Source organism: Mesorhizobium sp. M1078, assembly GCF_040318615.1.
GTDB lineage: Bacteria > Pseudomonadota > Alphaproteobacteria > Rhizobiales > Rhizobiaceae > Mesorhizobium.
The window spans coordinates 28,596-49,411 of sequence record NZ_JAMYMP010000015.1; the positions used below are offsets into that span (position 1 = coordinate 28,596).

18 protein-coding genes and 1 pseudogene are annotated in these 20,816 nt (G+C 62.2%); 5 read left to right on the plus strand and 14 right to left on the minus strand.

Features of this window, described 5'->3' with window-relative positions; translation table 11 throughout:
* Positions 1 to 135 precede the first annotated feature (135 nt).
* The 5 genes from galU to NKH38_RS20025 all read right to left on the minus strand — a co-directional run bounded on the left by galU (position 136) and on the right by NKH38_RS20025 (position 5,204).
* Positions 136 to 1,032, minus strand: a complete 897-nt coding sequence (galU, locus tag NKH38_RS20005) for a UTP--glucose-1-phosphate uridylyltransferase GalU (RefSeq protein WP_023668795.1) — start codon at positions 1,030 to 1,032, stop codon at positions 136 to 138.
* Positions 1,033 to 1,107: 75 nt separating this feature from the next.
* The gene (locus tag NKH38_RS20010; RefSeq protein WP_023755602.1) at positions 1,108 to 2,058 is read right to left on the minus strand and encodes a glycosyltransferase family 2 protein; all 951 of its coding nucleotides are present in this window, start codon (positions 2,056 to 2,058) and stop codon (positions 1,108 to 1,110) included.
* Complete coding sequence (locus NKH38_RS20015) at positions 2,048 to 2,995, minus strand: glycosyltransferase family 2 protein (RefSeq protein WP_352762667.1); 948 nt, start codon at positions 2,993 to 2,995, stop codon at positions 2,048 to 2,050. Before NKH38_RS20015 ends, NKH38_RS20010 begins: the two co-directional genes overlap by 11 nt.
* A complete protein-coding gene (locus NKH38_RS20020; RefSeq protein WP_352762669.1) occupies positions 2,992 to 3,987 on the minus strand; it encodes a glycosyltransferase family 2 protein in 996 nt (331 codons plus the stop codon). Before NKH38_RS20020 ends, NKH38_RS20015 begins: the two co-directional genes overlap by 4 nt.
* A 44-nt stretch (positions 3,988 to 4,031) precedes the next feature.
* Positions 4,032 to 5,204 (minus strand): glycosyltransferase, encoded by a 1,173-nt coding sequence (locus NKH38_RS20025; protein ID WP_352537225.1) that lies wholly within the window; start codon positions 5,202 to 5,204, stop codon positions 4,032 to 4,034.
* Between the two features lie 294 nt (positions 5,205 to 5,498).
* Here NKH38_RS20025 and NKH38_RS20030 point away from each other — a divergent pair.
* A pseudogene (locus tag NKH38_RS20030) lies at positions 5,499 to 6,548 on the plus strand (polysaccharide pyruvyl transferase family protein); the annotation flags it as partial.
* Positions 6,549 to 6,773: 225 nt separating this feature from the next.
* Here NKH38_RS20030 and NKH38_RS20035 read toward each other — a convergent pair.
* From NKH38_RS20035 to NKH38_RS20075, 9 genes are all read right to left on the minus strand, one after another.
* Positions 6,774 to 8,237 carry a lipopolysaccharide biosynthesis protein gene (locus NKH38_RS20035; protein ID WP_023668801.1) on the minus strand — a complete coding sequence of 488 codons (1,464 nt, stop codon included), beginning with the start codon at positions 8,235 to 8,237 and terminating at the stop codon, positions 6,774 to 6,776.
* Entirely contained in the window at positions 8,234 to 9,403 is a 1,170-nt protein-coding gene (locus NKH38_RS20040) for a glycosyltransferase (RefSeq protein ID WP_023746625.1), read from the minus strand. The genes NKH38_RS20035 and NKH38_RS20040 overlap by 4 nt, the downstream gene beginning before the upstream one ends.
* Positions 9,404 to 9,624: 221 nt before the next feature.
* The gene (locus tag NKH38_RS20045) at positions 9,625 to 10,866 is read right to left on the minus strand and encodes a glycosyltransferase (RefSeq protein ID WP_352904457.1); all 1,242 of its coding nucleotides are present in this window, start codon (positions 10,864 to 10,866) and stop codon (positions 9,625 to 9,627) included.
* A 223-nt stretch (positions 10,867 to 11,089) separates the two neighbouring features.
* Entirely contained in the window at positions 11,090 to 12,169 is a 1,080-nt protein-coding gene (locus tag NKH38_RS20050; protein ID WP_352762671.1) for a glycosyltransferase, read from the minus strand.
* Between the two features lie 31 nt (positions 12,170 to 12,200).
* Complete coding sequence (locus tag NKH38_RS20055) at positions 12,201 to 13,532, minus strand: UDP-glucose dehydrogenase family protein (protein WP_023668805.1); 1,332 nt, start codon at positions 13,530 to 13,532, stop codon at positions 12,201 to 12,203.
* Between the two features lie 55 nt (positions 13,533 to 13,587).
* Entirely contained in the window at positions 13,588 to 14,487 is a 900-nt protein-coding gene (gene exoK, locus NKH38_RS20060) for an endo-1,3-1,4-beta-glycanase ExoK (protein WP_023668806.1), read from the minus strand.
* A 121-nt stretch (positions 14,488 to 14,608) separates the two neighbouring features.
* Positions 14,609 to 15,004, minus strand: coding sequence for a cytochrome P450 family protein (locus tag NKH38_RS20065; protein WP_023668807.1), 396 nt, complete (start codon positions 15,002 to 15,004; stop codon positions 14,609 to 14,611).
* Between the two features lie 127 nt (positions 15,005 to 15,131).
* Positions 15,132 to 16,154, minus strand: coding sequence for a glycosyltransferase family 2 protein (locus tag NKH38_RS20070; RefSeq protein ID WP_023703574.1), 1,023 nt, complete (start codon positions 16,152 to 16,154; stop codon positions 15,132 to 15,134).
* 142 nt (positions 16,155 to 16,296) lie between these two features.
* The gene (locus tag NKH38_RS20075; RefSeq protein ID WP_023703575.1) at positions 16,297 to 17,421 is read right to left on the minus strand and encodes a nucleotidyltransferase family protein; all 1,125 of its coding nucleotides are present in this window, start codon (positions 17,419 to 17,421) and stop codon (positions 16,297 to 16,299) included.
* 485 nt (positions 17,422 to 17,906) lie between these two features.
* On the opposite strand from NKH38_RS20075, the gene NKH38_RS20080 reads away from it, so the two are divergent.
* The 4 genes from NKH38_RS20080 to NKH38_RS20095 all read left to right on the plus strand — a co-directional run bounded on the left by NKH38_RS20080 (position 17,907) and on the right by NKH38_RS20095 (position 20,813).
* Entirely contained in the window at positions 17,907 to 18,059 is a 153-nt protein-coding gene (locus NKH38_RS20080; protein WP_023684233.1) for a lasso RiPP family leader peptide-containing protein, read from the plus strand.
* A 161-nt stretch (positions 18,060 to 18,220) separates the two neighbouring features.
* Positions 18,221 to 18,490, plus strand: a complete 270-nt coding sequence (locus tag NKH38_RS20085; RefSeq protein WP_352710276.1) for a PqqD family protein — start codon at positions 18,221 to 18,223, stop codon at positions 18,488 to 18,490.
* On the plus strand, positions 18,483 to 18,890 hold the full coding sequence (locus NKH38_RS20090) for a lasso peptide biosynthesis B2 protein (protein ID WP_245260050.1): 408 nt from the start codon (positions 18,483 to 18,485) through the stop codon (positions 18,888 to 18,890). The genes NKH38_RS20085 and NKH38_RS20090 overlap by 8 nt, the downstream gene beginning before the upstream one ends.
* A gap of 3 nt (positions 18,891 to 18,893) precedes the next feature.
* Complete coding sequence (locus NKH38_RS20095) at positions 18,894 to 20,813, plus strand: lasso peptide isopeptide bond-forming cyclase (protein ID WP_352762676.1); 1,920 nt, start codon at positions 18,894 to 18,896, stop codon at positions 20,811 to 20,813.
* Positions 20,814 to 20,816: the final 3 nt, after the last annotated feature.

A 20,816-nucleotide genomic window follows, 5' to 3' on the forward strand; every position in this document is an offset into this window, starting at 1 on the left:
CGTCCGAAGCTGCGGAGATCGGGGGCAAGATATGCAACGCAAGCTTCATGCCATCCGGCGCCGGGCCTGAGCGGCCAGGCGTGCAGGCATGAGCCGCGCCATCGTCCAAACGCATATGCCCTCGAAAGATGGGCATTATGCGGCCACTTCCTGACGCTCATGCGACCGCACGAACGCCTGCAGCATTTCCAGCACAGGTCCCTTCATGTCGTCGCGCGCCAGCGCGAAGGCGATGGTCGCCTCTATGAAGCCTTCCTTGGAGCCGCAGTCGAACATGCGGCCATTGAAAGGCTGGGCAAAGAAAGACTGGCTTTTCGCCAGCCGCACCATGGCATCGGTAAGCTGGATTTCGTTGCCGGCGCCGCGCTGCTGGTTGCCCAGCAGCGAGAAGATCTCGGGCTGCAGGATGTAGCGGCCGTTGATGTAATAGTTCGACGGCGCATTGGCCGGCGCCGGCTTTTCGACCATGGCCGTCACCTCGAAGCCGCTGCCTGTCTCGGCGCCGCGCCCGACGATGCCGTATTTGCTGGTCTCGCTGGGATCACAGCGCTCGACGGCGATCACATTGCCGCCGGTCTGCTGATAGAGATCGACTGTTTCAGCCAGGCAACCTCGGCGACCGAACGACACCATATCGGGGAGCAGCAGGGCGAAGGGCTCGTCGCCGATGACTTCGCGTGCGCACCACACCGCATGGCCGAGACCATGTGGCGACTGCTGGCGGATGAAGCTGGTGGCGCCGGCCACGGGCAGCATGCTTTCGAGCGCCTCCAGCTGGGTCTTCTTGCCGGTTTGTTCGAGCGTTCCAATCAGTTCGGGGTGCAGGTCGAAGTAGTCCTCGATGACAGCCTTGTTGCGGCCGGTGACGAACACGATGTGCTCGATGCCGGCTTCGAAGGCCTCGTCCACCGCATATTGGACGACCGGCCGGTCGACCACGGGCAGCATCTCCTTCGGAATCGACTTGGTTGCCGGCAGGAACCGTGTTCCAAGCCCCGCCACAGGGATGACTGCCTTCCTGATTTTCTTCATCGCAAATTCCTTCTGAGCAGATCGATTTCAGCCTGTTGCAGGCCACGAACAAACGTCTTCATGTACTCGCCCTCCTTACCTCTCCGCGCCGACGGCAAACTGCGCCGCCACCCTTTTGAGGCGGACGGCGATCGGCATCGACATGTGCCTGACAGCCGCCGGATCACTTAGCGCGGTGCGTATCGCTTTCAACGGCGAACGCGCCTTGATGTGCTGGACCAGCGACAGGAACGATGCCGCCTTGCGCAGGCTGCGGGCGCGTTTGGCGAAGGCGGCCGCAGCAGCAGCGTCCATGGAATTGGTCTCGGCGAAGACCGCGTCGGCCTTGCGCATCGCCTCGATATGGTGAAGCTCGAGCACGCGCGAGATCGAGCCCGTGCGGATGTGGTAGATATAGCCGGTCGTCGGCTCGACGACGCATTTTCCGCTCTTGGCCAGCGCGTTGGCGAGCAGGATGTAATCCTCGCCTATGCTCAGACTTTCATCATAGCGAAGCCCGTTTTCGATCAGGAAACGGCGCTGGAAGATCGGCTTGAGATAGCCAAGGTTGAACGTGGATTCGAAAACGATGTTGCCAGCGATGTAGTCGGCGAGCGTGATTTCACGCAGGCCCTCCAGATATTTGGCGGGAAACATCGTCGCTTCGGCAATGCCGTCCTCGCGCACCACCTGGAGGTTGTCGACGGCGATTACAGCGCCCGCACTTTCGGCTCGCGCGATCATGGCGGCGAGCCGCCCGGGCAGGACGGCATCGTCGGAATCGAGCACCGCGACCCAGCGGCCTGTGGCGAGGTCGAGGCCGGCATTCCTGGCGCCGCCAGGGCCACGATTTGCCGGCAGCGCAACCACTTTGACGACATCTTTTGGATAGGCTCTTGCGACGTCGAGCGTGTTGTCGCGCGACTGGTCATCGGCGACGATGATTTCGACGCTGACATCGCGCTGGGCCATGGCGCTTGCGATCGCCCGGTCGAGCGTGGCCGCGGCATTGTAGGCTGCGATGACAAAGGAGACGTCAGGCTGCACGCTTGCCTCCTTGCTGCGGGGAAGACAGTCCGTATTGGCGAATTTCGCTGATACCGACCAGGCCGCTGACGACGCCGACATGCATGATGCCGCGCAGCACGCTGCGGTTGCGGCGGACCGGGCTAATCGCGGTCAACGCCGCCATGCCGAAGCAATAGACGGCCTTGGCCGAGGCAAGGCCGACAGCCTTCGCACGCTCTATCACGCCTGCGTCATGGCCGATGAGGTGGCCGTGCGTCTGGCCGAAGCGGAAGCGGCGGCGGCGCAGCCAGTCGAAAGCGGCTCGCGAACGCGGCACGACTTCCTCGACCCACGCCTCCGGCGCAAAGGCGATGCGACCGCCTGCCTTGACCATGCGGTTGAAGAATTCGGTGTCCTCGCCGCCGCTCTGGCCGCGCGCCAGGCTGAAACGACGGTCGCGCAAGCTGTCGGCGCTCATCCTCAAAAGGACGTTGCAGGTGTAGCCGGTGCGGATTTCGCCCTGCACCCAGACCGGCAAGGTCGAATGGAAATCGCCCTTGCGCATCCAGTCCGGCGCATCCGGGCGGTAGAGCGCCCGCACCGGACCGAGCACGGCCTCGGCGCCCCTTGTCTCCGCGATAGCAATCAGTTCGGCCAGCCATTGCCGGGAAGCGGTTTCATCGTCGTCGATGAAGGCGACAAAATCGGCCGTGCTGGCATCAAGACAGGCGTTGCGGGCAACCGAGATGTTGCGCGCCGGAGCGTGCCGGTAGCGGGCCACGAGCTTCAATTCGCTCGCCAGCGCGGTCACCAGCGGCTCGGCGGTCGGCTCGTCGTCATTGTCGGCGACGATGACGCCGATGCCGAAACCGGCAGGCATATCCATGGCAGCGAGCGACCGCAGCGTGTCGGCCAGTTCCGGCCGCCGGAACGTGCAGACGCAGATGTCGATCTGGCGGCTGTCGGAGACCATCATGCCACCCCGCGCTGCGATCGCGAGCCGAGAAGTTGCAGCCAGAAACCGAGCGACCAGCCGAAATGCATGACCATCGCCGAAATGCCCGCCAGCACATTGTTGGGATTGCGCTGGCTGATGGCGGTCACAGCGCCGTAGCCCAGACAGACCGAAGCCCAGACCAGCAGCGGCACCGCCGCCAGCCAGTGGATAACGGAAAATGCGGCGAGAAGGACGACCGGCGCCACCAGCAGCGGGATCATCTGCCGAACTTTCGGGATCATGCGGTGCTTGAGCACATTCTTGGCGCGGCCGCGGCCATAGCCGATATATTGGAAATACAGGCCTTTCAGCGAAGAGCGCGGATAGTAGACCATCTGGGTCTTGCCGCTCATCCAGATGTGGTAGCCAGCCTGGCGCAGCCGGTAGTCGAGTTCGGCATCCTCATTGTGGCTGAAGCTCTCGTCATAGCCGCCGACCGCGGTGAAGGCCGAAATCCGGATCAGCGCGTGATGGCCGTGGTCGACCCATTCGCCGGCCGAGAGGTGCCGGTGCTTGGAGCCGCCGGTGCCGAGCTTGGAATTCTGCGCCGCCGCGACCGCTTTCTGCACCGCGCCGCTGCCGCTGGTCAGCATCGAGACGACGACCGAATCGGCTGAAGTGGCGAGCGCCTCCTCGACCAGCCGGTCGCAATAATCGGCGGGATAGCCGCCATGGGCATCGATGCGGATCAGGTATTCGGCGCCGTCACCGAGGCTGGCGACGGCGAGATTGATCGCCGCGCTCTGGATACGTTTTGGGTTGAGCAGGAGGACGACCTGAGGGTCCTTGGCCGCAACCGCTTCGACAATTGCCAAAGTACCATCTGTGCTGCCGCCATCGGCAACGACGATGCGGGCGCCGAGCCTTAGCGCTGCCGGCCTGAGCTGCTCGAGCAGCGCGCCGATATGGGCTGCCTCATTCAGGCACGGAATGACGATCAGGCTCGACGGAAGCGCTTCGGTTTGCGTCATTGGCGCCTTCCCATACTCTGTATTTTTCCCATCATCAGCCATCGCTAAGCCAGCGCTTCGGTCACGAAGGGACCGGGGACCGCCGCCAGACCGCGCAGCCTGTCGACAAAGGCGCGGCAGTCGCTGCGGTCGTAGCTCCAGGTTCGTGGGTTGCGGGCCAGCACACGCGCCTTGGCCTTGCCGAAGTGCTCCTGGTCCATGCGGCCGAGCGCGGTTTCCAGGATTTCGGGCGTGGCAGCAGAAAGCAGGATGCCAATGTCCTGCTGGTTGAGAAAGCGCCCCGTCTCGGTAGTGCCCATCGAGATCGGTACGGCGCCGAAGCGGCAGCCCTCATAGAGGCGGTTGGGCAGCAACCATTCCGAATTCTGCCCTTCCTCGAAGAAATCGATCGCCCAGGAAAAATGCACTTCGCCGTAGATCGCGGCCATGTCTTCCGGGTTGCGGTAGGGGCCACGAAAGGAGAGATAGGGTTCGGCCTCGACAAAAGCATGGAAATCCGGGAATTCCGAGAGTGCCGGACGGCCCCGGAGGACGACCTCGAAGCGCCCGCCCTGACGGCGCGTGAAGTCGGCCAGCAGCTCCAGCGAGCGGCGGCAGCGCAGCGCGCCGAACCAGCCGATGCGCCACGGGGGTGCTGCAGGGTTTTCGGCCTTTGACCTGTCATCCAAGGCGATCGGCGCGGTTTCGAAGTATTTGTTTTCGACCAGTTCCACCGGTGCGGCGACCTGCCCGAACGGCTTGAAATAATTGGCGATGAAGGCCGGTGAGCTCGTCACCAGAAGCTTCACGTCGCGGGCGAGATAACGCTCCGCTGTGCGCAGTGCTTTGCCCAGCATGTCATTGCGCAGCACCAGGCGATGGATGTCGAGGCATTCGTAGACGATCGGCACGCCGCCGCGAAAGGCGGCCTTGGCGCGCCTGGCCAGCGCCAGCATTTCCAGATTGCGCGCGATGATGAGGTCGGGCTTCGGCATCGCCGCAAGCTTCGAGCCTATCGACAGCGCCGCCTTGGCGACCGCCGCCAGACGCTGGCCGAATCGGCCGTCACGCGTCGCGCCGAGGTCGACCGGCTGCAGCCCCTCGACGTCGGGAACAGCATTTGTGGTCCGACGGAAGCCGGCCAACGTGACCCGCGCGCCGCCTGCCTTGAGCATTATGATCCGCCGGCGCACGGCCGGGTCGGAAACATCGTGCACAAGGTACAAGACATGCAGCATGAAAACTCGACCGCTGTTGGCCCACCCACGGGAATGCTAACCCAGCTTTTGCTGCATCGCAACATTTTTGGTGCGTCGTAGCATAAGTGCACGTTTTTTGTTGCACTGCAAAATTGATGCGTTACCCTCCGTCGGGCTTGAGCGCCGCTCTGACTGGTCACCCAGCCCGATGCAGCGATGGATTGTGACGCGAGCCGCATCGGGATCGTCCTGGCGTGGGTATTTTCGGTCACCATGCCCGTCCTAGGCACCGCAGGCCACGCCGCGGAATCTGCTGACGAAATGAGGTATCCCATGAAGATCGTCGTTGAAAACACAGTCTGCCTGAATACCGGGGATGCGGCGATTCTGCTGGCGATCCGCCACATTCTCAAGACGATCGTGCAAGGCGACGTGCGGTTTGCCGTCTTCGACAGCCAGCCCGAGGTTGCGGAACGACTCTATCCGAAGACGGATTATCCCGACCTCGAATTTCATAAGCTGCTGTCGGAATCCCTGTTCCGATACAAGAATGGCAGCGGGCTGAGGGACCGGTTCAAGCCGATCTACAATCGGCTCGTTCTCCAGGCCCTGCGCTGGTTTGGCAGCAGCGCGCTAGGCAATTTTTTCAGCCATCGCGACCGGCGCGGTCTCGATATCTACGCCGACGCGGACATGGTGGTCACCACAGGGGGAACCTATCTCGTCGAGAACTACAATCTCGAACGACGCCTCAATCAGTTCAGGCTCGATGCCGTATTTGGCAAAGATCCGGTCTTCTTCACGCAATCCCTCGGTCCGTTCGACAAAAGTTACAACCGCCAGGAGCTCGGCCCGATCTTTGACCGCAGTCCGCTCATCCTGTTGCGCGACGAACGGTCGCGGACCCATATCCGGGACTTGGTGAAGGATCTCGGCAAGTGCCACGTGGTGGCCGATGCCGTATTCGCCTTGGCCGATACCGACAGGATCCGCAAGCGTCTCGCTTCCAGCCAGCCGCCGGCGTCGACGGGCCGCGTCGCTATTTCGGTCCGCCACTGGAACTACGTCAGCGACGGTGAGGGCGGCATGCGCCGCTATCTGGATTCGGTCCGCGAGATCGCCACAATTCTTGTCAGGGACCTTGGCAAGGAGGTGACCTTCGTCTCCACGTGTCAGGGCGTGCCGGAATATGCCCATGACGATTCCAAGACCGCACAGGCCATCGTTGCCGAGCTCGATCCTGAGATCGCCAGCCACGTGACAGTGGACGCTTCGTTCCACACGCCGGACCAGTTGATGGCGCTGGTGAAGGGCTTCGACTTCGTCGTCGCGACGCGCATGCATATGATGATCATGTCGCTTTGCGTCGGCACGCCGGTGCTGCCGATCGCCTACGAGTTCAAAACCAAGGAAGTGGCCAAGCGAATCGGTGTCGACGATGTGCTGCTCGACATCGACACCGTGACGCCCGAAGAGGCGCGCGAAAAGCTCGGCCGGTTTGCGGGAAATCTCGACCGCTATCGCAAGACAAGCCTTCAGGCCGTGCTCGAAGAACATGCTTCGGCAATGTCGGCCACAAACCTGCTGGCGCCGCTGATCGCCGGCCGCTCAGCGGATATTGCGCGCGGCGTTGGACAGGGTGGTGAACAAAGCGCGTCGCGACTGCGGGACGGCAAGCATGAAAACGAGACCGATGCCGTAGTTGAGGGCAAGCGCCAAAAAGACCGCGAGCAGGTCTGACTGGCCCGTTAGAGACGCCGGCAACCACAGGTACAGGAACCAGGCAAGCAGGGACGAGGCGATGAAAAGCCCCTGCATGAGCAGGAAGTCGGCGGCGGTCACCGGACCGACGCGATGGACCAGTAGCGCCAGCACGGGAACGCGCAGCACGTAACCGCTGATGGCATAGGCCGCGGCAACGCCGACGGCGCCCCAGTGCAGGCCAACGACGAAGGCAGCGACGGTCGTCAGCGACGAATAGATGCCCCAATGGAACATGGTCTTCGTCTTGCCCTGACAGATGAATATCCATCCCGTCGTGCTTGAAACGGACTGGACCAGGCTGGCGATGCCCAGCCAGGCAAAGATCGGTGCGACCGGTGCCCAGCCCGCGCCGAAGAGAAGTCCGACGATCTGATTGGAGGTCAGCGTCAGCGCCGCGATGCCCGGCATGGTAACGGCCGCCAGCATCCAGTTGGTGCGCACATAGATATCGCGAAAGCGGGCCTTGTCATCGTGGATGCGGCTGAGCAGCGGCACCATGACCCGTGTCAGCGGCTGGTTGATGTTCTGCAGCGGGAACAACAGGAGCTTGTAGGCGCGGTCGTAATAGCCGAGTTCGATCGCACCGGAATATTTTCCGATGAGAATGTTGTCGAGATTGCGCGAGAAGAAGTTGGCGAGGTTGAAGCCGGTCAGGTTGGCGCCGAACGACAATATATCGGCATCGACCTTCAGGTCCGGCCGCAAAGGCGTCCAACGCGCCACCAGCCAGGCGGCAGCCAGGGCGATAGCCGCCGAAACCGCCGGGCCGATGACCAGCGACCAGTAGCCCAACCCCGCATAGGCCGCGATCGCGGCGGCCAGAAGTCCGGCGGCGGCGCTTATCACGTCGTTCAGTGCGAGCTGGCCGAACTGCAGGTGCCGGTTCATCAACGCCAGCGGCACTGCGGCCAGACTGCCGAGAAGCAGCGGCAGGGCGGAGCCAAGGGTGATGCCGGACATACGTTTATCGCCATAGAATGCGGCGATGGCAGGCGCCAGGCCGGCCACTACCACGGCACTGCCCAGCCCGACGAGCGCGCTGATCCAGAACACCTGGTTGAGCTGCTGGTTGCTGATGTCCTTGCGCTGAACCACAGCCTGCTGCAGGCCCAGATTCTGAAGCAGCCCGACGAAGGCGACGATCGGCCCGACGGAAGCCACCAGACCGAAATCCTCGGGGACGAGCAGACGGGCCAGCACGATGACGGAGAGAAACTGGATCGCCATCTTGAAGCCCTGGGCGCCGATGGTTACCAGCCCGCCGCGCAGGGCGACACGACCGAACTGGGGGGGCGGATTGGCGTTCATGCAAGCGACCTCGTTTCGCCAAGCCGCATGGCGATTTCCACGAAATGTTGGTTCAGCAGATCGGAGTTGAACTCCGCCTCGATCTTCTTGCGCGCCGCGAGAGCGATCCCTTCACACGGCTTCGGATTCTCGGCGATCCAGGCAAGCTTGCCGGTCAGCGCCGCAACGTCCCGCTCAGCCACGAGAAAACCCGTCTTGTGATCATCGATCAGTTCAGGGATCCCGGAATGATATGTGCTGACCACCGTCAGGCCGGCGGCCATCGCTTCCATCAGCGAAACCGGGATGCCTTCCAGATCGCCATCGCGGGCGCCGACGCTGGGCAGCAGGAACACATGCGCATCGCGCAGACGCTGTTTGACTTCGCTGTGCGGCCGGGGCCCAAGAAAATTCACCCTGTCGGCAATGCCGAGCTCTGCGGCGATCCCCTTCAGCTGCTCGAGAAGTTCTCCGCCGCCGATCACCGAGTAGATCCAGTCTCGCCGCGGCAGGCCAGCAAGCGCGCGAAGCGCATATTCGATGCCCTTCTTTTCAGTCAGGCGGCAGACCGAGATGAAAGAGAGCGTAGCCTGCTCCCATGAACGCCACCGATAGTCGATGTCACTCGGCCGCACCCCCATATGGTGAACCACAACCTGCTCCGGCGATGCACCGACCTCAATCAAGGCATCGCGGAAAAACGCATTCACCGGCAGTTGAAGAACGCCCTTTTCGAACACAATTTTGTAGCGCGCGAGCGTATTGTCATGCAGCGGTTCGCCGACATCACGGCCGTGAAATATCGTCACCAGGGGAGCGGAAATCCTCCCGCGCTTGATGGCGCGGGCCACGCGCATGCCGTTGTTGCCGAAATGGGCAACGATGACGTCGGCGCCCTGCAGTTTTCGCGCATGAGCAATGTCGATGGCGGTCGAGAGCTTGTCCCAGAACCTGCCGGACCATTTCCTGAGCAGCGGGCGATAGCGACCCAGGCCACCCCACCAGCATACGACCTTTCCTGGCAGCGCCTGCCAGCGCGGATCATCGATGTTGCTGTCCCTGCCGAAGGACGTCTCGTTGCAGACGACGCCGACTTCCATGCCGCGCTCAAGGCATCCGGCTATCTGGTCGAGAACAAAGGTTTCGGACAATGAGGGGAACTTGTCGACTACGAAGCAAATCTTCATCGGCAGGATGCGCTCGTGCGGAGAGCCGGTGTGCCCTTGACAAAAGCCGGGCCGAAAACAGGGTGCCGGAGGCACAAGACATGCAGCATGGAACTCTACCGCTGTTGGCCCACCCGCAGGGACGTTAGTATAGGTCTTGCTGCACTGCAACATTTTTGGTGCAGTGTAGCAAGATTTCCCTCGGCTTGGCGTGTCTGCCGATCAAACGCAGAGCAGCAGTGTCAGCCGGCAGATGAAGGATCCGCCAAGCCCTCGGAAACCCCGACATGACCGGCAGGTTCATGCGCAGGGCTCGATGTGGCCAGTTGGGTAACGATCTGCGCAAAACGTTCATTCAGAACATCTGCGTTGAAGTCGTCCTCGACTTTGCGGCGTGCGGCAAGCGCGATACGCTCGCATTCGGTCGGGTGCTCCCCGGCCCAGGCAAGCTTGCCGGCAAGCGCTGAAATATCTCGCTCGGGCGCAAGCAACCCCGTCTCCCCATCCTTGAGGAGCTCCGGGATTCCCGAATGATACGTGCTGACCGCAATCAATCCGGCGGCCATGGCCTCCATGAGCGCGACCGGAATGCCTTCCATATCCCCGTCGCTGGCAGTGATACTTGGCAGCAAAAAGAGATGCGCCATGCGAAGCCGTCTTTTCACCTCTGCGTGAGGGAGGCTGCCGAGGAATGTTACGCGACCAGCCAAGCCCAGCTCTACGGCCAGCCTCTCCAGATTCATCCGCAGAGGACCGTCGCCAACAATGTCGTAACGCCAGTCTAGCTGCGGCTGGGAGGCCTTGAGGGAGGCCAGGGCTCGCAAGGCGAACTCGACGCCTTTCTTTTCGACCAGGCGGCAAACCGTCGTCACGACCAGTTGGGTGCCTTCCCACGATTCCCAGCGATAGCCGATTTCGCGGGTGTCAATTCCCATATGGTGGACCGTCGTGCTCGCCTGGGACAGGCCGGCTTCCAGCAGCATCGTGCGGAAGTAATCGTTGACGGGCAGGTTCAGGGTCCCATGCTTGGTCAGCCCGGCATATTGTGTCGCGAGCACTGCCTGCCGCGCCGGGATCGCCACGTCAGCGCCGTGAAAGATGGTTATGATCGGTGGTTTGAGCACCTTCCATTTCTTCAGTGCGGCTGCTCTCTCGCCGTTCTGTCCGAAGTGGGCGACAATCACGTCGCAGCGGTTCAGGCGGCGTGCAAAGGCGATGTCGAGAACGGTCGAGGCCTTGTATCGCAGACGCGGCGGCAGACGCTGTACAAATTTGCTGATTACAGCGGCCCATCGCCACCAATGTCGGGTTCTGGCGAGCAGCGTCGCCATCGGCTCGCTTTGCCGGTCAATTCGGTGGTCACCTTGCATCTTTTCGCAGACCACTTCGACCTGAAAGCCCCGCGCCAGCAGCCCAGCCATCTGGTCCACGACGAAGGTTTCCGAAAGCAGAGGGAATTCGCCGACGACAAAGCCCACGCGCATGACCCGCCCATAAGGTTGGGGCTTGCTCGGACCAAGCGGTCCATATCGCACAAGCCCTAATGTAGACAGGCAGAATACACGTTGATTGCTGCAGTGCCACAAAATATTGCACTGCAGCAATTAAAAGTGATCCGGACGGGCGCACGACGCCTGGACCTGGCTAACGGGAACTTTGCGCGACCACGGTCGTGCAGCGTCTCAGCTGAACTGCAACACGACGCGTTTAGGCTGCGCGCTCCAAACCGACACGTCTTGCGCGGTCGAGAACGCCCATGAACGTTGCGAACTGGCTGCCGGGGTTCATTTGCCGCCGCTCCGAAAACTGACGTGCTGTCGCTGACAGCCGCTTGTACTCGGCCTCATCGCTCCACAGCCGCCTGATCGTTGCGACCCAGTCGGCGAGCGGGGCGTCGTAGTCCAGTACCACGCCGCCGGCGCCGATCGCTTCCGGCAGACCGCCGCGCCGCGAGCCGACCACGGGAATGCCACTACAATGCGCTTCCGAGGCCACCCGGCCCCAGGCTTCTTCCCATTTGCTGGGCGCAAGCAGGATTTTCGTGCGGCCGTAGACCGTCTTCATGTCGCTGGTGCGGCTTTCCAGCTTGACGTTCTGGAGGGGAGAGATTGTTGCTTCGATCCGGGCTCGATGATCGTCGTCGAGCTTCCAGCTTTCGACGAACAGGAACGGGATCTCGGGACAGGCGGCGGCAATGCGCACAGCAAGATCGAAGCCTTTTTCCTCATACGGATTGATGAGCGTGACAAATTCACCGGTCGTCGGTGTGCTGTAGAACGCGGGATTGATGGTCGGCGGAATAACCGTCGAATCGATATCGAATTTTGCCTTATAGGCGCGCGCGGTGAACTCGGAGTTGGCGATATAGACCGCCGAATGGAGCTCACGCAGATCGCCGGCCAATTCGTCGAATTCGACATTCCTCAGATAGACGGTCAGCGGCACGCCAAGCCTCTGCAGCTCTCTGCCGATCGGCACCGAATTGTGGCACTGCACGACCGCGACATCCGGCCTCAACTTTTTGACGGCGAAGTCGGCCGCTTCCCAGGGGAACCACGCCCGTACAACCGGATAGCCCGGGAAATTGTCGATGACCGCGCGCTGACGAAGGAGCTTCATCTTGGCGCGCGCCCTGAAGCCGAACATGCCGTCGCCGAACAGGGCTGCCAGAACGGATGCCTCGTGACCGTTTTCGCGCAATTGCTCGACCAGGTGGTGGGTGCTCGACTGGACGCCCCCGCTGAATTGCGGCGTGTAGCCGGTGCCGCCTGCAAACAGAACTTTCATGAACCTGGCTCCGCGTTGTGCCGCCCTGCCTTCACGCCGCCATCCTGCCGATCGAGAAATACTCGATGCCGTGACGGGCGATGACCTTGGGATCATAGAGGTTGCGGCCATCGAAGATGACCGGCGTGGTCAGGGCATCCTTCACCGCGTCGAAGGACGGGGCGCGGAAACTCTTCCACTCGGTGGCGATCAGCAACGCGTCGGCGCCGCGCAACGCCGCCTCCTTGGTGCCGCACAAAAGCAGATCGTCGCGCAGGCCGTAGATGGCCTGGCATTCCTGCATCGCCTCGGGATCGTAGGCCTGCACATTGGCGCCGGCCTGCCACAGCGCCTCCATCAGGACGCGCGCCGGCGCCTCGCGCATGTCGTCGGTGTTGGGCTTGAAGGCGAGGCCCCAGAGCGCGAAGGTCTTGCCCTTGAGACTGCCCTTGAAATAACGGTGCACCTTGTCGAACAGCACCGACTTCTGGGCATTGTTGCGCTCCTCCACGGCGCGCAGCAGCTTGGCGTCGAACTTGACACCTTCGGCGGTCTTGATCAGCGCGCGGACATCCTTGGGAAAGCACGAACCGCCATAGCCGAGGCCGGGATAGATGAAGTGGTAGCCGATGCGCGGATCCGAGCCGATGCCCTTGCGTACCTCCTCGATGTCGGCGCCGAGCTGCTCGGCCAGATTGGCCATTTCGTTCATGAAGGAGATCTTGGTCGCCAGCATGCAGTTGGCGGCGTACTTCGTGAATTCGGCGCTGCGCACGTCCATCACGATCATCTTCTCGTGGTTGCGGTTGAACGGCGCGTAGAGCTCCCGCATCACCGCCTCGGTGCCCTCGCTGTTGGTGCCGACAATGATGCGGTCAGGCTTCATGCAGTCGGCGACGGCGGAACCCTCCTTGAGGAACTCAGGATTGGAAGCGACGTCGAAAGCCAGGTCCTGGCGCCCGCGCGCCTTCAGCGTCGCGGCGATTTTGGCCTTCACCTTTTCGCAGGTGCCGACCGGCACGGTCGACTTGCCGACGACGATCTTGGGACCGTCCATCTCGCGGCCGATGGTCTCGGCCACCGCCAGCACATATTTGAGGTCGGCCGAACCATCTTCGCCGGGTGGCGTGCCGACCGCAATCATCTGGATCTCGCCATGCTTGACGCCGGCGGCGGCATCGGTGGTGAACTTGATGCGGCCGGCGGCGTGGTTCTCCTTGACCAGGGCCTCCAGTCCCGGTTCGAAAATCGGCACCAGGCCCTGGTTGAGCCGCTCGACCTTCTTTTCATCGACATCGACGCACACCACCTGGTGCCCGACCTCCGCCAGCACCGCGGCCTGCACGAGACCGACATAGCCAATTCCAAAGACCGTCAAATTCATTCGGGTTAATTCCTGTTCACGCCCTTTGGCCTTATATGGCCGGGCCGGTTCAGATCTACTTTATGCTGCTTACACTGCATGCCAGCGATTCCGGAAACTGGCACGGCTGGCCGAGCGCGGTGAAGGCGACGCGCTGCACCTGCATCGTCACCTGGCGGCCGGGGTCGGAAAAGGCGCCCATCCAGTTTTTCAGCGTGTCGCTGCCCCAGAGGCTGAAGAATATCTTCTGCGAGTGGGTCGGCAATTGCTCGGGATTGGTCACTTCCTGGACCAGCTTGCCGTTGACGTACCAGCGCAGCCGGTCCTTTTCCCAGATAAAGGCATAGTCGTTGAAGCCCTTGTCGGCGCCGCCTTCGACCTCGGCCAGCTTCTCGTTCTTGGGCTTGCCGGCGATGTAGCTGTTGACCTGCACCTTGGATGTATCCTTGGTCAGCACCTCGAAGTCGATCTCATACCAGGGCTGTTTGTCGGCAGGGCCGATATAGGTGAAGAAAGCGGCGTTGAGACCGGATCCGGTGTCGGTCTTCATCCGTGCTTCATAGGTCCCATAGCCGAAGCGCTGCTTGGTCTGGATCTCGGCGCAGGCGAACTCGCGGTCCTTCAGTTTGCGCTTTTCGAAGCCGAGCGTCAGCATGTTGTCGGAAAATTTTACCAGGCTTTTCGACCAGGTGCAGTTCTGGTGATTGCCGTTCGACCAACCGTCGGAGACATACCAGCGCGAACGATCGAAACTCTTGAAATCGTCGACGAAGGACGGTGCGCTTTGCATCTCCGGGGAGGCGTCCTGGGCGCGGGAGGGGTGGGCGGCGCCGAGCAGAGCTGCGGCTGCCGCCAACAGAAGCGCACCAACGGATAGAAGACGCGTTGGGTTTACAAGACGCATTGGCCGATTTGGCCGCGTCGAAATCATGGCATCGATTGCCGCCATGGGCGTCGTCTTCGGATCTGCGTTCATATCAATTCACCTTTGTGCTGTTCCGCCCCAACCCAAAGTCACCGATTGGCCCACATTGCTAACGGGCCGATCCCGATCCTCCGTCCCCGAACTTTCTCTTCTGTGTCTCGTGTGACCGTGTTCAGCCGAAGCGACCTGCGGGTTTGACATATTCCCCGTGCGAATCAGAACTCTGGCCATCCTCGCCGACGATCGCGTCGAGTGAATGACGCAGTTCCTTCATCCGGCTCGTCTGGCGCACCAGCTCGGCGATGCGCTGTTCGCAGTTCAGGATGGACTTCGTCAGCTCGCCGACTTCCGACAGCTTGCGTGCCGACGCCGAGCCGTTCTCCATCGACTCGACCAGGAAGGCCGCGTTGGTGGACTTCGACCGGTAGCGGGCCTCCAACCCGGTCTTCTCGGCCGCAATCTCGGCCGTGATCTGATCCAACAGCTTTGCCAGACGGTCGAAACGCGCCAGATCGGTCTGCTTGTCGCGCGCTGGGTCCCTGGACCTGAAGCCGAAAATTGAAGCCATCCGGTTGGCCTTCCAAAATTGCTGCACCGCAACATACAGTGCCATCGTCGGGGCGTGTAGGCAACCTCCGAGTTTCAGAAAGGCAATTTTTTCAGCCTTGCGGCCGCCGTCCCGGACTTGGCGGAGCCTACTTTTGCGCCGCCGTGTTGGTAGCGGCCATGAGGAAGCGCAAGGGCGGCACCGGCTGCTGCCGCGGGGACAGACCGGCGTGGCGAAACAACGCATCGAGCTTGTCGGCGGCCACGCCGACAACGATGGGAATGAAGTTCGACTGGCTGGCCAGCGCATAGGCGGCGGCAGACGCCATGCCGCGCTCGGCCTTCACATCGAGGAAATTGCGCAGCCGGTATTTGTCACGCACATGCCGCTCGTGCTTGCGCAGCAGGGCCTTCGAGCCTTCCGGCAGGCTGTCGATCTCGAGCAGTGCCAGATCCGCATCGGCGAGGCGCTTCAGATCCTGTGTCTTGTGGCGCCCGCTCAACGAATCGGCGCGCACGATCGCGCCATAGCCGCAGGAACGGATGACCTTGAAGCGTGCGCCAAGCGCAAAGGCGCGAGCGTAGAGTTCGTAATCTTCGCCGAGACGCAGGTTCTCGTCGTAACGCAGCCCATGCCTGTCGAGGAAAGCTCTTGATATCACCGGCTTGAGAAAGCCGAGTTCGCCGCGCTGGACACGCCGTCTGGAGATGTTGCCCTCGATGAATCGCTCGAAGTCGAGGAATTCCGGGTCCGCCGAAAAGGACGGGGCGACGATCTTCGAGACATCGGTCGCCGTATCGTCACGGATCAGCATGATGTTGTCGGCGGCGAAATCCCAGTCGGCGCTGGCAAACAGCTGGCGAAACCGTCCCTGAAGGAAGAAATCGTCGGCGTCGAGAATGCTGATGAAAGGTGATTTCGACCCGGCAATGGCGGTATTGCGGGCGAAGGACGGGCCGCGATTGGCGTCGAGCCGGATGACCGAAAGCCGGCCGCTGCCATCGTCGGCAGCGCTGGCCACCTTTGCGGTGTCATCGGTGGAGGCGTCGTCGACGACGACGACTTCCGCCACCTCCGGCTCGCGCAGCGCCGAGGCGATGGCTGCGGGAATGGTCCGGGCCGCGTTGCGCGCCGCGATGATCACGCAGACCCGGGATTCTGTCATGGACATAGGGTGGCCTTTCGATTGCATAAAGTGTCGCGAGGCCCCTCGCCCTCCCGGCGCGCGGCGCCGGACCCCGATCCATCCCCCGATCCATCCCCAGCGGATCGGGACGGAACGTTATCTGCCTGCTGCATGACGACCCTCATCGTCACCGGCTTTCCCGCTCGAAAATCCGCCGGCTGAGGTCGGCTGACGCGGCCCAGCCGGCCTCGGTCAGATAGCGGACAGGTTCGCGGCCGCACAATTCCCACAAAACGGTGCGCCGTTGCGGCCATCTGAGCGACGACAGCCACGGCGCGATGACCATGTGGAACAGGTCTTCATTGCCGATGCGTGAGAGGATCCTGGTGGCCCGATCCGACAGCAGCGTGCCGGCGCCACCAAGCACCACATCGGCGGCGCGCAGGCCCAGCAGCAGGGTGTCAGCCAGCCCCTGCTCGGCCGCGTAGTCGAGCACAGTCTGCTGCTCGGCCTCGCTCAGCCGACCGGCAGCGGCCCGGACATCGCAGACATAGCCCGCGCACGGCTCGCGGTTGAACAGCGCCTTTGCGACACTGATGCAGGACAGAAGCAAAGTGTCGGAGGCCGAGATGAACGGCACGCTGGAGCCGGCGATCGCAAGCGCGCGCTTGCGGCGCAGGAACCCTTCCGTATCGCGCGGGCTGGGCGATCCCGGCTGCTGGAGCCGGTAATGGAGATCGACGGTGGACAATTTCCGACCCTGGCTGCGAACCATGTGCTGCTCGCCCAGAAAGCGCACCCACCAGACGGAGCGGGACTTGCCGGCGACCTCGTAGCCGATCGAGCGCAGCGCATCACGAGCTCTAAAGAAGCCGGCCGGCGACACCAATATGTCGACATCTCCAGACGGCTTCATGAAATGGTCGCCATAGAGCAGTTGCTGCTGGAGGGGGCCCTTCAGGAACACGAAATCGATGCTGCTGCCGCGCAGCGCCTTGTCGATGGCCATCGAATCCATGATGCCGGACGAGTTCATCGCAATCGTGCGCCGGCGATAAGTGTCGAGCCACTCGAGCAATCCCGGCGGCGTCTCGCCCGCCGGTGGGCGCGACAGCGCCTTCAGCATGAAGGTGGCGACCTTGTTCAGCCTGGCGATATCGCAAACATCGGCAACGGAGATGGCCGGTGCAGGCGCGGCGCTGGGGCTCGCCCTGGAGGCGAAGAACAGCCGCAGGCAAGCCTGCACATAGGCCACTTCGTCGGCGCAGCCAGCGGCGCGCAACCTTTCGAAGGTCCCTTCCTGCAATGCCATATGCTGCAGCATCTCCGCAAAAAATTCGCCAGGCGCGTTATATTGCAACTGCGAAGCAAAGCATCGCCAAATTCATGCGCCGCGTCCAGTTTTTCCTTTGGCGCCAATTTTCCTGCAACCTGAACGTTTCGCAACACAGTCCTACAACGAGATGCAAGGCGCCGCCTGATCGGGGCTTGTGGCGGGTACGTCAGCAACAATTTTGTGGGAATGCGCCAGCGCCCAAGCGAGGAGCATTCGAAGGAAAACTTAACGTAATTAAATCAGATACTTAGTTGATGGCCTCGGACACTCTGCTGAATTCTCCTGGGATGTGAAAATGCAAAGCGCTTTGATCACCATTGAAGGGAGTCGCAACCGAGAATTGATTAACGGCTGGTAAATCAGGCTTGACTCATAAATGCTGCCATGCAGCTATTGCGGTGCAGCAATAGCTCGCTGCCGGCAATCGACAGGCCGCTTCCAGTCCACAAGTGGAGAGTAAATTGGAACAGAATGTTGAAAAGCATGAGTACGAAACCCCTAGCCTGACGGTCCACGGCTCGATCGAGACCATCACGCAAGGCGGTAGCGGTACTACGGCACTCGACGCCTCGTTTCCGGCACATACGCCGGTCGGCGAACTCACCTTCTCTTGAGTATTCTCTCGTTGGGGTGACAAAGTCCGGACTCTGCAAACAGAGCGCACTAAGGAGAGTCGGGGGTCAAACCCCGGCTCTCGCGTCTTTGTCCGGAATTGCCGAAGCGTTGGTTGTGAGCGAGGTTTAGGATGGACTGGAACCCCACGGACCATGATCGGATGAGCGCGAGCAAGGATGCCGTGGCCTGCGAATTCGGCAACGGCCTGGCGCTGCTCGATATGAGGTCCAACATCTATTACAGCCTGAACAGCGTCGGCGCCTATATCTGGGAGCTGATCCAGGAGCCGCGGCCGATTTCCGAAATCCGCAGCGCCGTGCTGGATCGCTACAATGTCGATCCGGAACGCTGCAGGGCCGATGTCGATGGATTGTTGAAGGGCTTGGCGGACGCCGGGCTTGCGAGGCTCCATGATGAGGAACTTGTCTAGAGCTTTCTCGCTGAGCGGGCCGGAGATGCTCTTTCTCGCCCACTGCCTTGCGGTGGTCGTGGCGGTGCGGCTGGGGCTGACGCTGCTTTCCTATAACAGGATTCGCCGAATAGTGACGCGGCTCGATGCAAGCGAGACAGCTGACATCGGCGATCTCAGGCGTGTCGCCTGGGGCGTGGCTGCGGCTGCCCGCCTGGTGCCTGGCGCAAGCTGTCTGACCCAAGCGCTTTCCGGCCAGTATTTGCTTGCCCGCCAGGGCAACGCCTCAAAAATCCGCATCGGCATCGAGCGCGATACCGGGACCGAGTTGAAGGCGCATGCCTGGCTGGTCAGTGGCGACCACATCGTGCTCGGCGGCTCGCTTGGCAGGTTTAACCATCTCGTCGACCACGGCCAGTGAGCGATGAGCGGCGTCGCCGGAATTCTGCTGAGGCAGGAAGGCAGGCAGGCCGCCGCGGCCGACATCCAGCGCATGCTTACCCGCATGCAACATCGCGCGCCTGACGGCAGTTCGTGGTGGATGGACGAGGGCGTCGTTCTTGGCCACGCCTGGCTCAACACCACCGATGAAGCCGGCCCCGGCCCGCTGACCATGGCCGGCGGCAAGCTCGCGATCACCGCGGACTGCCGGCTGGACAATCGCGACGAATTGCTGGCCAGGCTTGGCATCAGGGACAGTTCGGTTGCCGACGCCGTGCTGTTGATGCGCGCCTATCTGCGCTGGGGCGAAGCCTGCCCCGAGCATCTGCAAGGCGACTTCGCCTTTGCCATCTGGGATGGCGAGCGCCGGCAGCTGTTTTGCGTGCGCGACCATTTCGGCGTCAAACCGTTCTACTATCATTCGAGCGACCGGCGCTTCGTCTTTGCCTCGGAGATCGGGCCGATCCTCGATGCCGGCGGCGTCGACATGCGCATCAGCGAACACCAGATTTCGGGATTCCTGGCCGGGCTGCCCGACGATCCGCAGTCGACAGCCTATGCCGATATCTTCCGCCTGCCGGCGCGCCACAGTCTGACAGTGACCGGCAACCAGGTGGTGCTGCGCCGCTACTGGCAGATCGAACCCTCGCCAAGGCCGATGCGATCGGATACGGCCGAGGAATTCCGGCATCTGTTTTCGCAATCGGTCCGCAACCGTATGCGCGGCACGCCTGCGGTCGGTGCTATGCTGAGCGGAGGCCTCGATTCCTCGTCGATCGCCTGCGTGGCGGGCCTGCAGAATGCCGCGCAGCGAAAGCCGAGGCTGCCGACCTTCTCGCTGGTGTTCGAAAAGGGTTCGCCGATGGACGAGCGGCCTTTCATCAAGGCAGTGCTTGGACAGGAGAAGGTCGACGGCACTTTGATTTCCGTCGGCAACTATGCGCCCTTCGCCGAATTCGAACGCATTCTGGAGGAGCAGGAAGAAACGTTTCTTGCGCCCGGCCTGTCGCTGACCCGCGACATCTACAGGACCGCCGGCGCCAAGGGCATGAGGGTGCTGCTGGACGGCCATGGCGGCGACGAGGTGGTTTCGCAGGGCCACGGCCATCTGCACGAACTCGCCGATGCCGGCAAATGGATGGAGCTGTGGCGCGAGCTGCGCAGCGCTTCCAACACTTATGGCGACGGCATGCTCGGCCTCTACTACAAGTTCCTTACCCTTTACGGGCCGGCCTGGCGCATCGCGAGAATCAAGCGGTTCGCGAACCGCGTGCTTGGCAAATTGCGGCGCCATCCCACTGGGCGGCCGGCGACGAGCTGGCGCGCCCTGATCAATCCGGACCTGGCGATGCGTACCGACCTCGTCGAACGGTTCCGCAGGGCCGGCTATATGCCGCCCGCGGTCAGCGCCAGCGAGACCTTGACCCATCGCTGGCTGCTGTCGAACGGCATGGTGCCGCACGCCTTCGAGGTTCTCGACAAGGCCGCCGCCAATTTCGGCGTCGAGCCGCGCTACCCCTTCTGGGACAAGCCGCTGGTCGAGTTCTGCCTGGCGCTGCCCGGCGCAGAAAAGCTGAACCGTGGTTTTGGCCGCTCGGTGTTGCGCCGCGCCATGGAAGGTATCCTGCCGCCGGCGGTGCAGTGGCGGCGCGACAAGATCGATTTCACCTCGAACCTGGTCAAAGGCATGCTCGGCAATCACCGTGATCTCCTCGACAAGGTGCTGGTAGCGGATGCGGCGCTGATCGCGCCCTATGTCAATTTGCCCGAAGTGACAGCCGCCTATGGCCGCATCGCGCGGCAACCGGACGAAGCCACCCTGCCCGATGTCCAGTATGTCTGGCGTTCGATCGCGTTGTCGCTATGGCTAAGGCAGGTGCAACAGCGCGGGAGCCAAGCATGACAC

Excerpts from the sequence above, each read along its gene's own strand:
- NKH38_RS20040 (WP_023746625.1), bottom strand. The coding sequence starts at position 9,403 with ATGAAGATTTGCTTCGTAGTCGACAAGTTCCCCTCATTGTCCGAAACC.
- NKH38_RS20050 (WP_352762671.1), bottom strand. The coding sequence starts at position 12,169 with ATGAAAGTTCTGTTTGCAGGCGGCACCGGCTACACGCCGCAATTCAGC.
- galU (WP_023668795.1), bottom strand. The coding sequence starts at position 1,032 with ATGAAGAAAATCAGGAAGGCAGTCATCCCTGTGGCGGGGCTTGGAACA.
- NKH38_RS20070 (WP_023703574.1), bottom strand. The coding sequence starts at position 16,154 with ATGTCCATGACAGAATCCCGGGTCTGCGTGATCATCGCGGCGCGCAAC.
- NKH38_RS20045 (WP_352904457.1), bottom strand. The coding sequence starts at position 10,866 with ATGCGCGTGGGCTTTGTCGTCGGCGAATTCCCTCTGCTTTCGGAAACC.
- NKH38_RS20065 (WP_023668807.1), bottom strand. The coding sequence starts at position 15,004 with ATGGCTTCAATTTTCGGCTTCAGGTCCAGGGACCCAGCGCGCGACAAG.
- exoK (WP_023668806.1), bottom strand. The coding sequence starts at position 14,487 with ATGAACGCAGATCCGAAGACGACGCCCATGGCGGCAATCGATGCCATG.
- NKH38_RS20025 (WP_352537225.1), bottom strand. The coding sequence starts at position 5,204 with ATGCTGCATGTCTTGTACCTTGTGCACGATGTTTCCGACCCGGCCGTG.
- NKH38_RS20085 (WP_352710276.1), top strand. The coding sequence starts at position 18,221 with ATGAGCGCGAGCAAGGATGCCGTGGCCTGCGAATTCGGCAACGGCCTG.
- NKH38_RS20035 (WP_023668801.1), bottom strand. The coding sequence starts at position 8,237 with ATGAACGCCAATCCGCCCCCCCAGTTCGGTCGTGTCGCCCTGCGCGGC.
- NKH38_RS20020 (WP_352762669.1), bottom strand. The coding sequence starts at position 3,987 with ATGACGCAAACCGAAGCGCTTCCGTCGAGCCTGATCGTCATTCCGTGC.
- NKH38_RS20095 (WP_352762676.1), top strand. The coding sequence starts at position 18,894 with ATGAGCGGCGTCGCCGGAATTCTGCTGAGGCAGGAAGGCAGGCAGGCC.
- NKH38_RS20055 (WP_023668805.1), bottom strand. The coding sequence starts at position 13,532 with ATGAATTTGACGGTCTTTGGAATTGGCTATGTCGGTCTCGTGCAGGCC.
- NKH38_RS20015 (WP_352762667.1), bottom strand. The coding sequence starts at position 2,995 with ATGATGGTCTCCGACAGCCGCCAGATCGACATCTGCGTCTGCACGTTC.
- NKH38_RS20075 (WP_023703575.1), bottom strand. The coding sequence starts at position 17,421 with ATGGCATTGCAGGAAGGGACCTTCGAAAGGTTGCGCGCCGCTGGCTGC.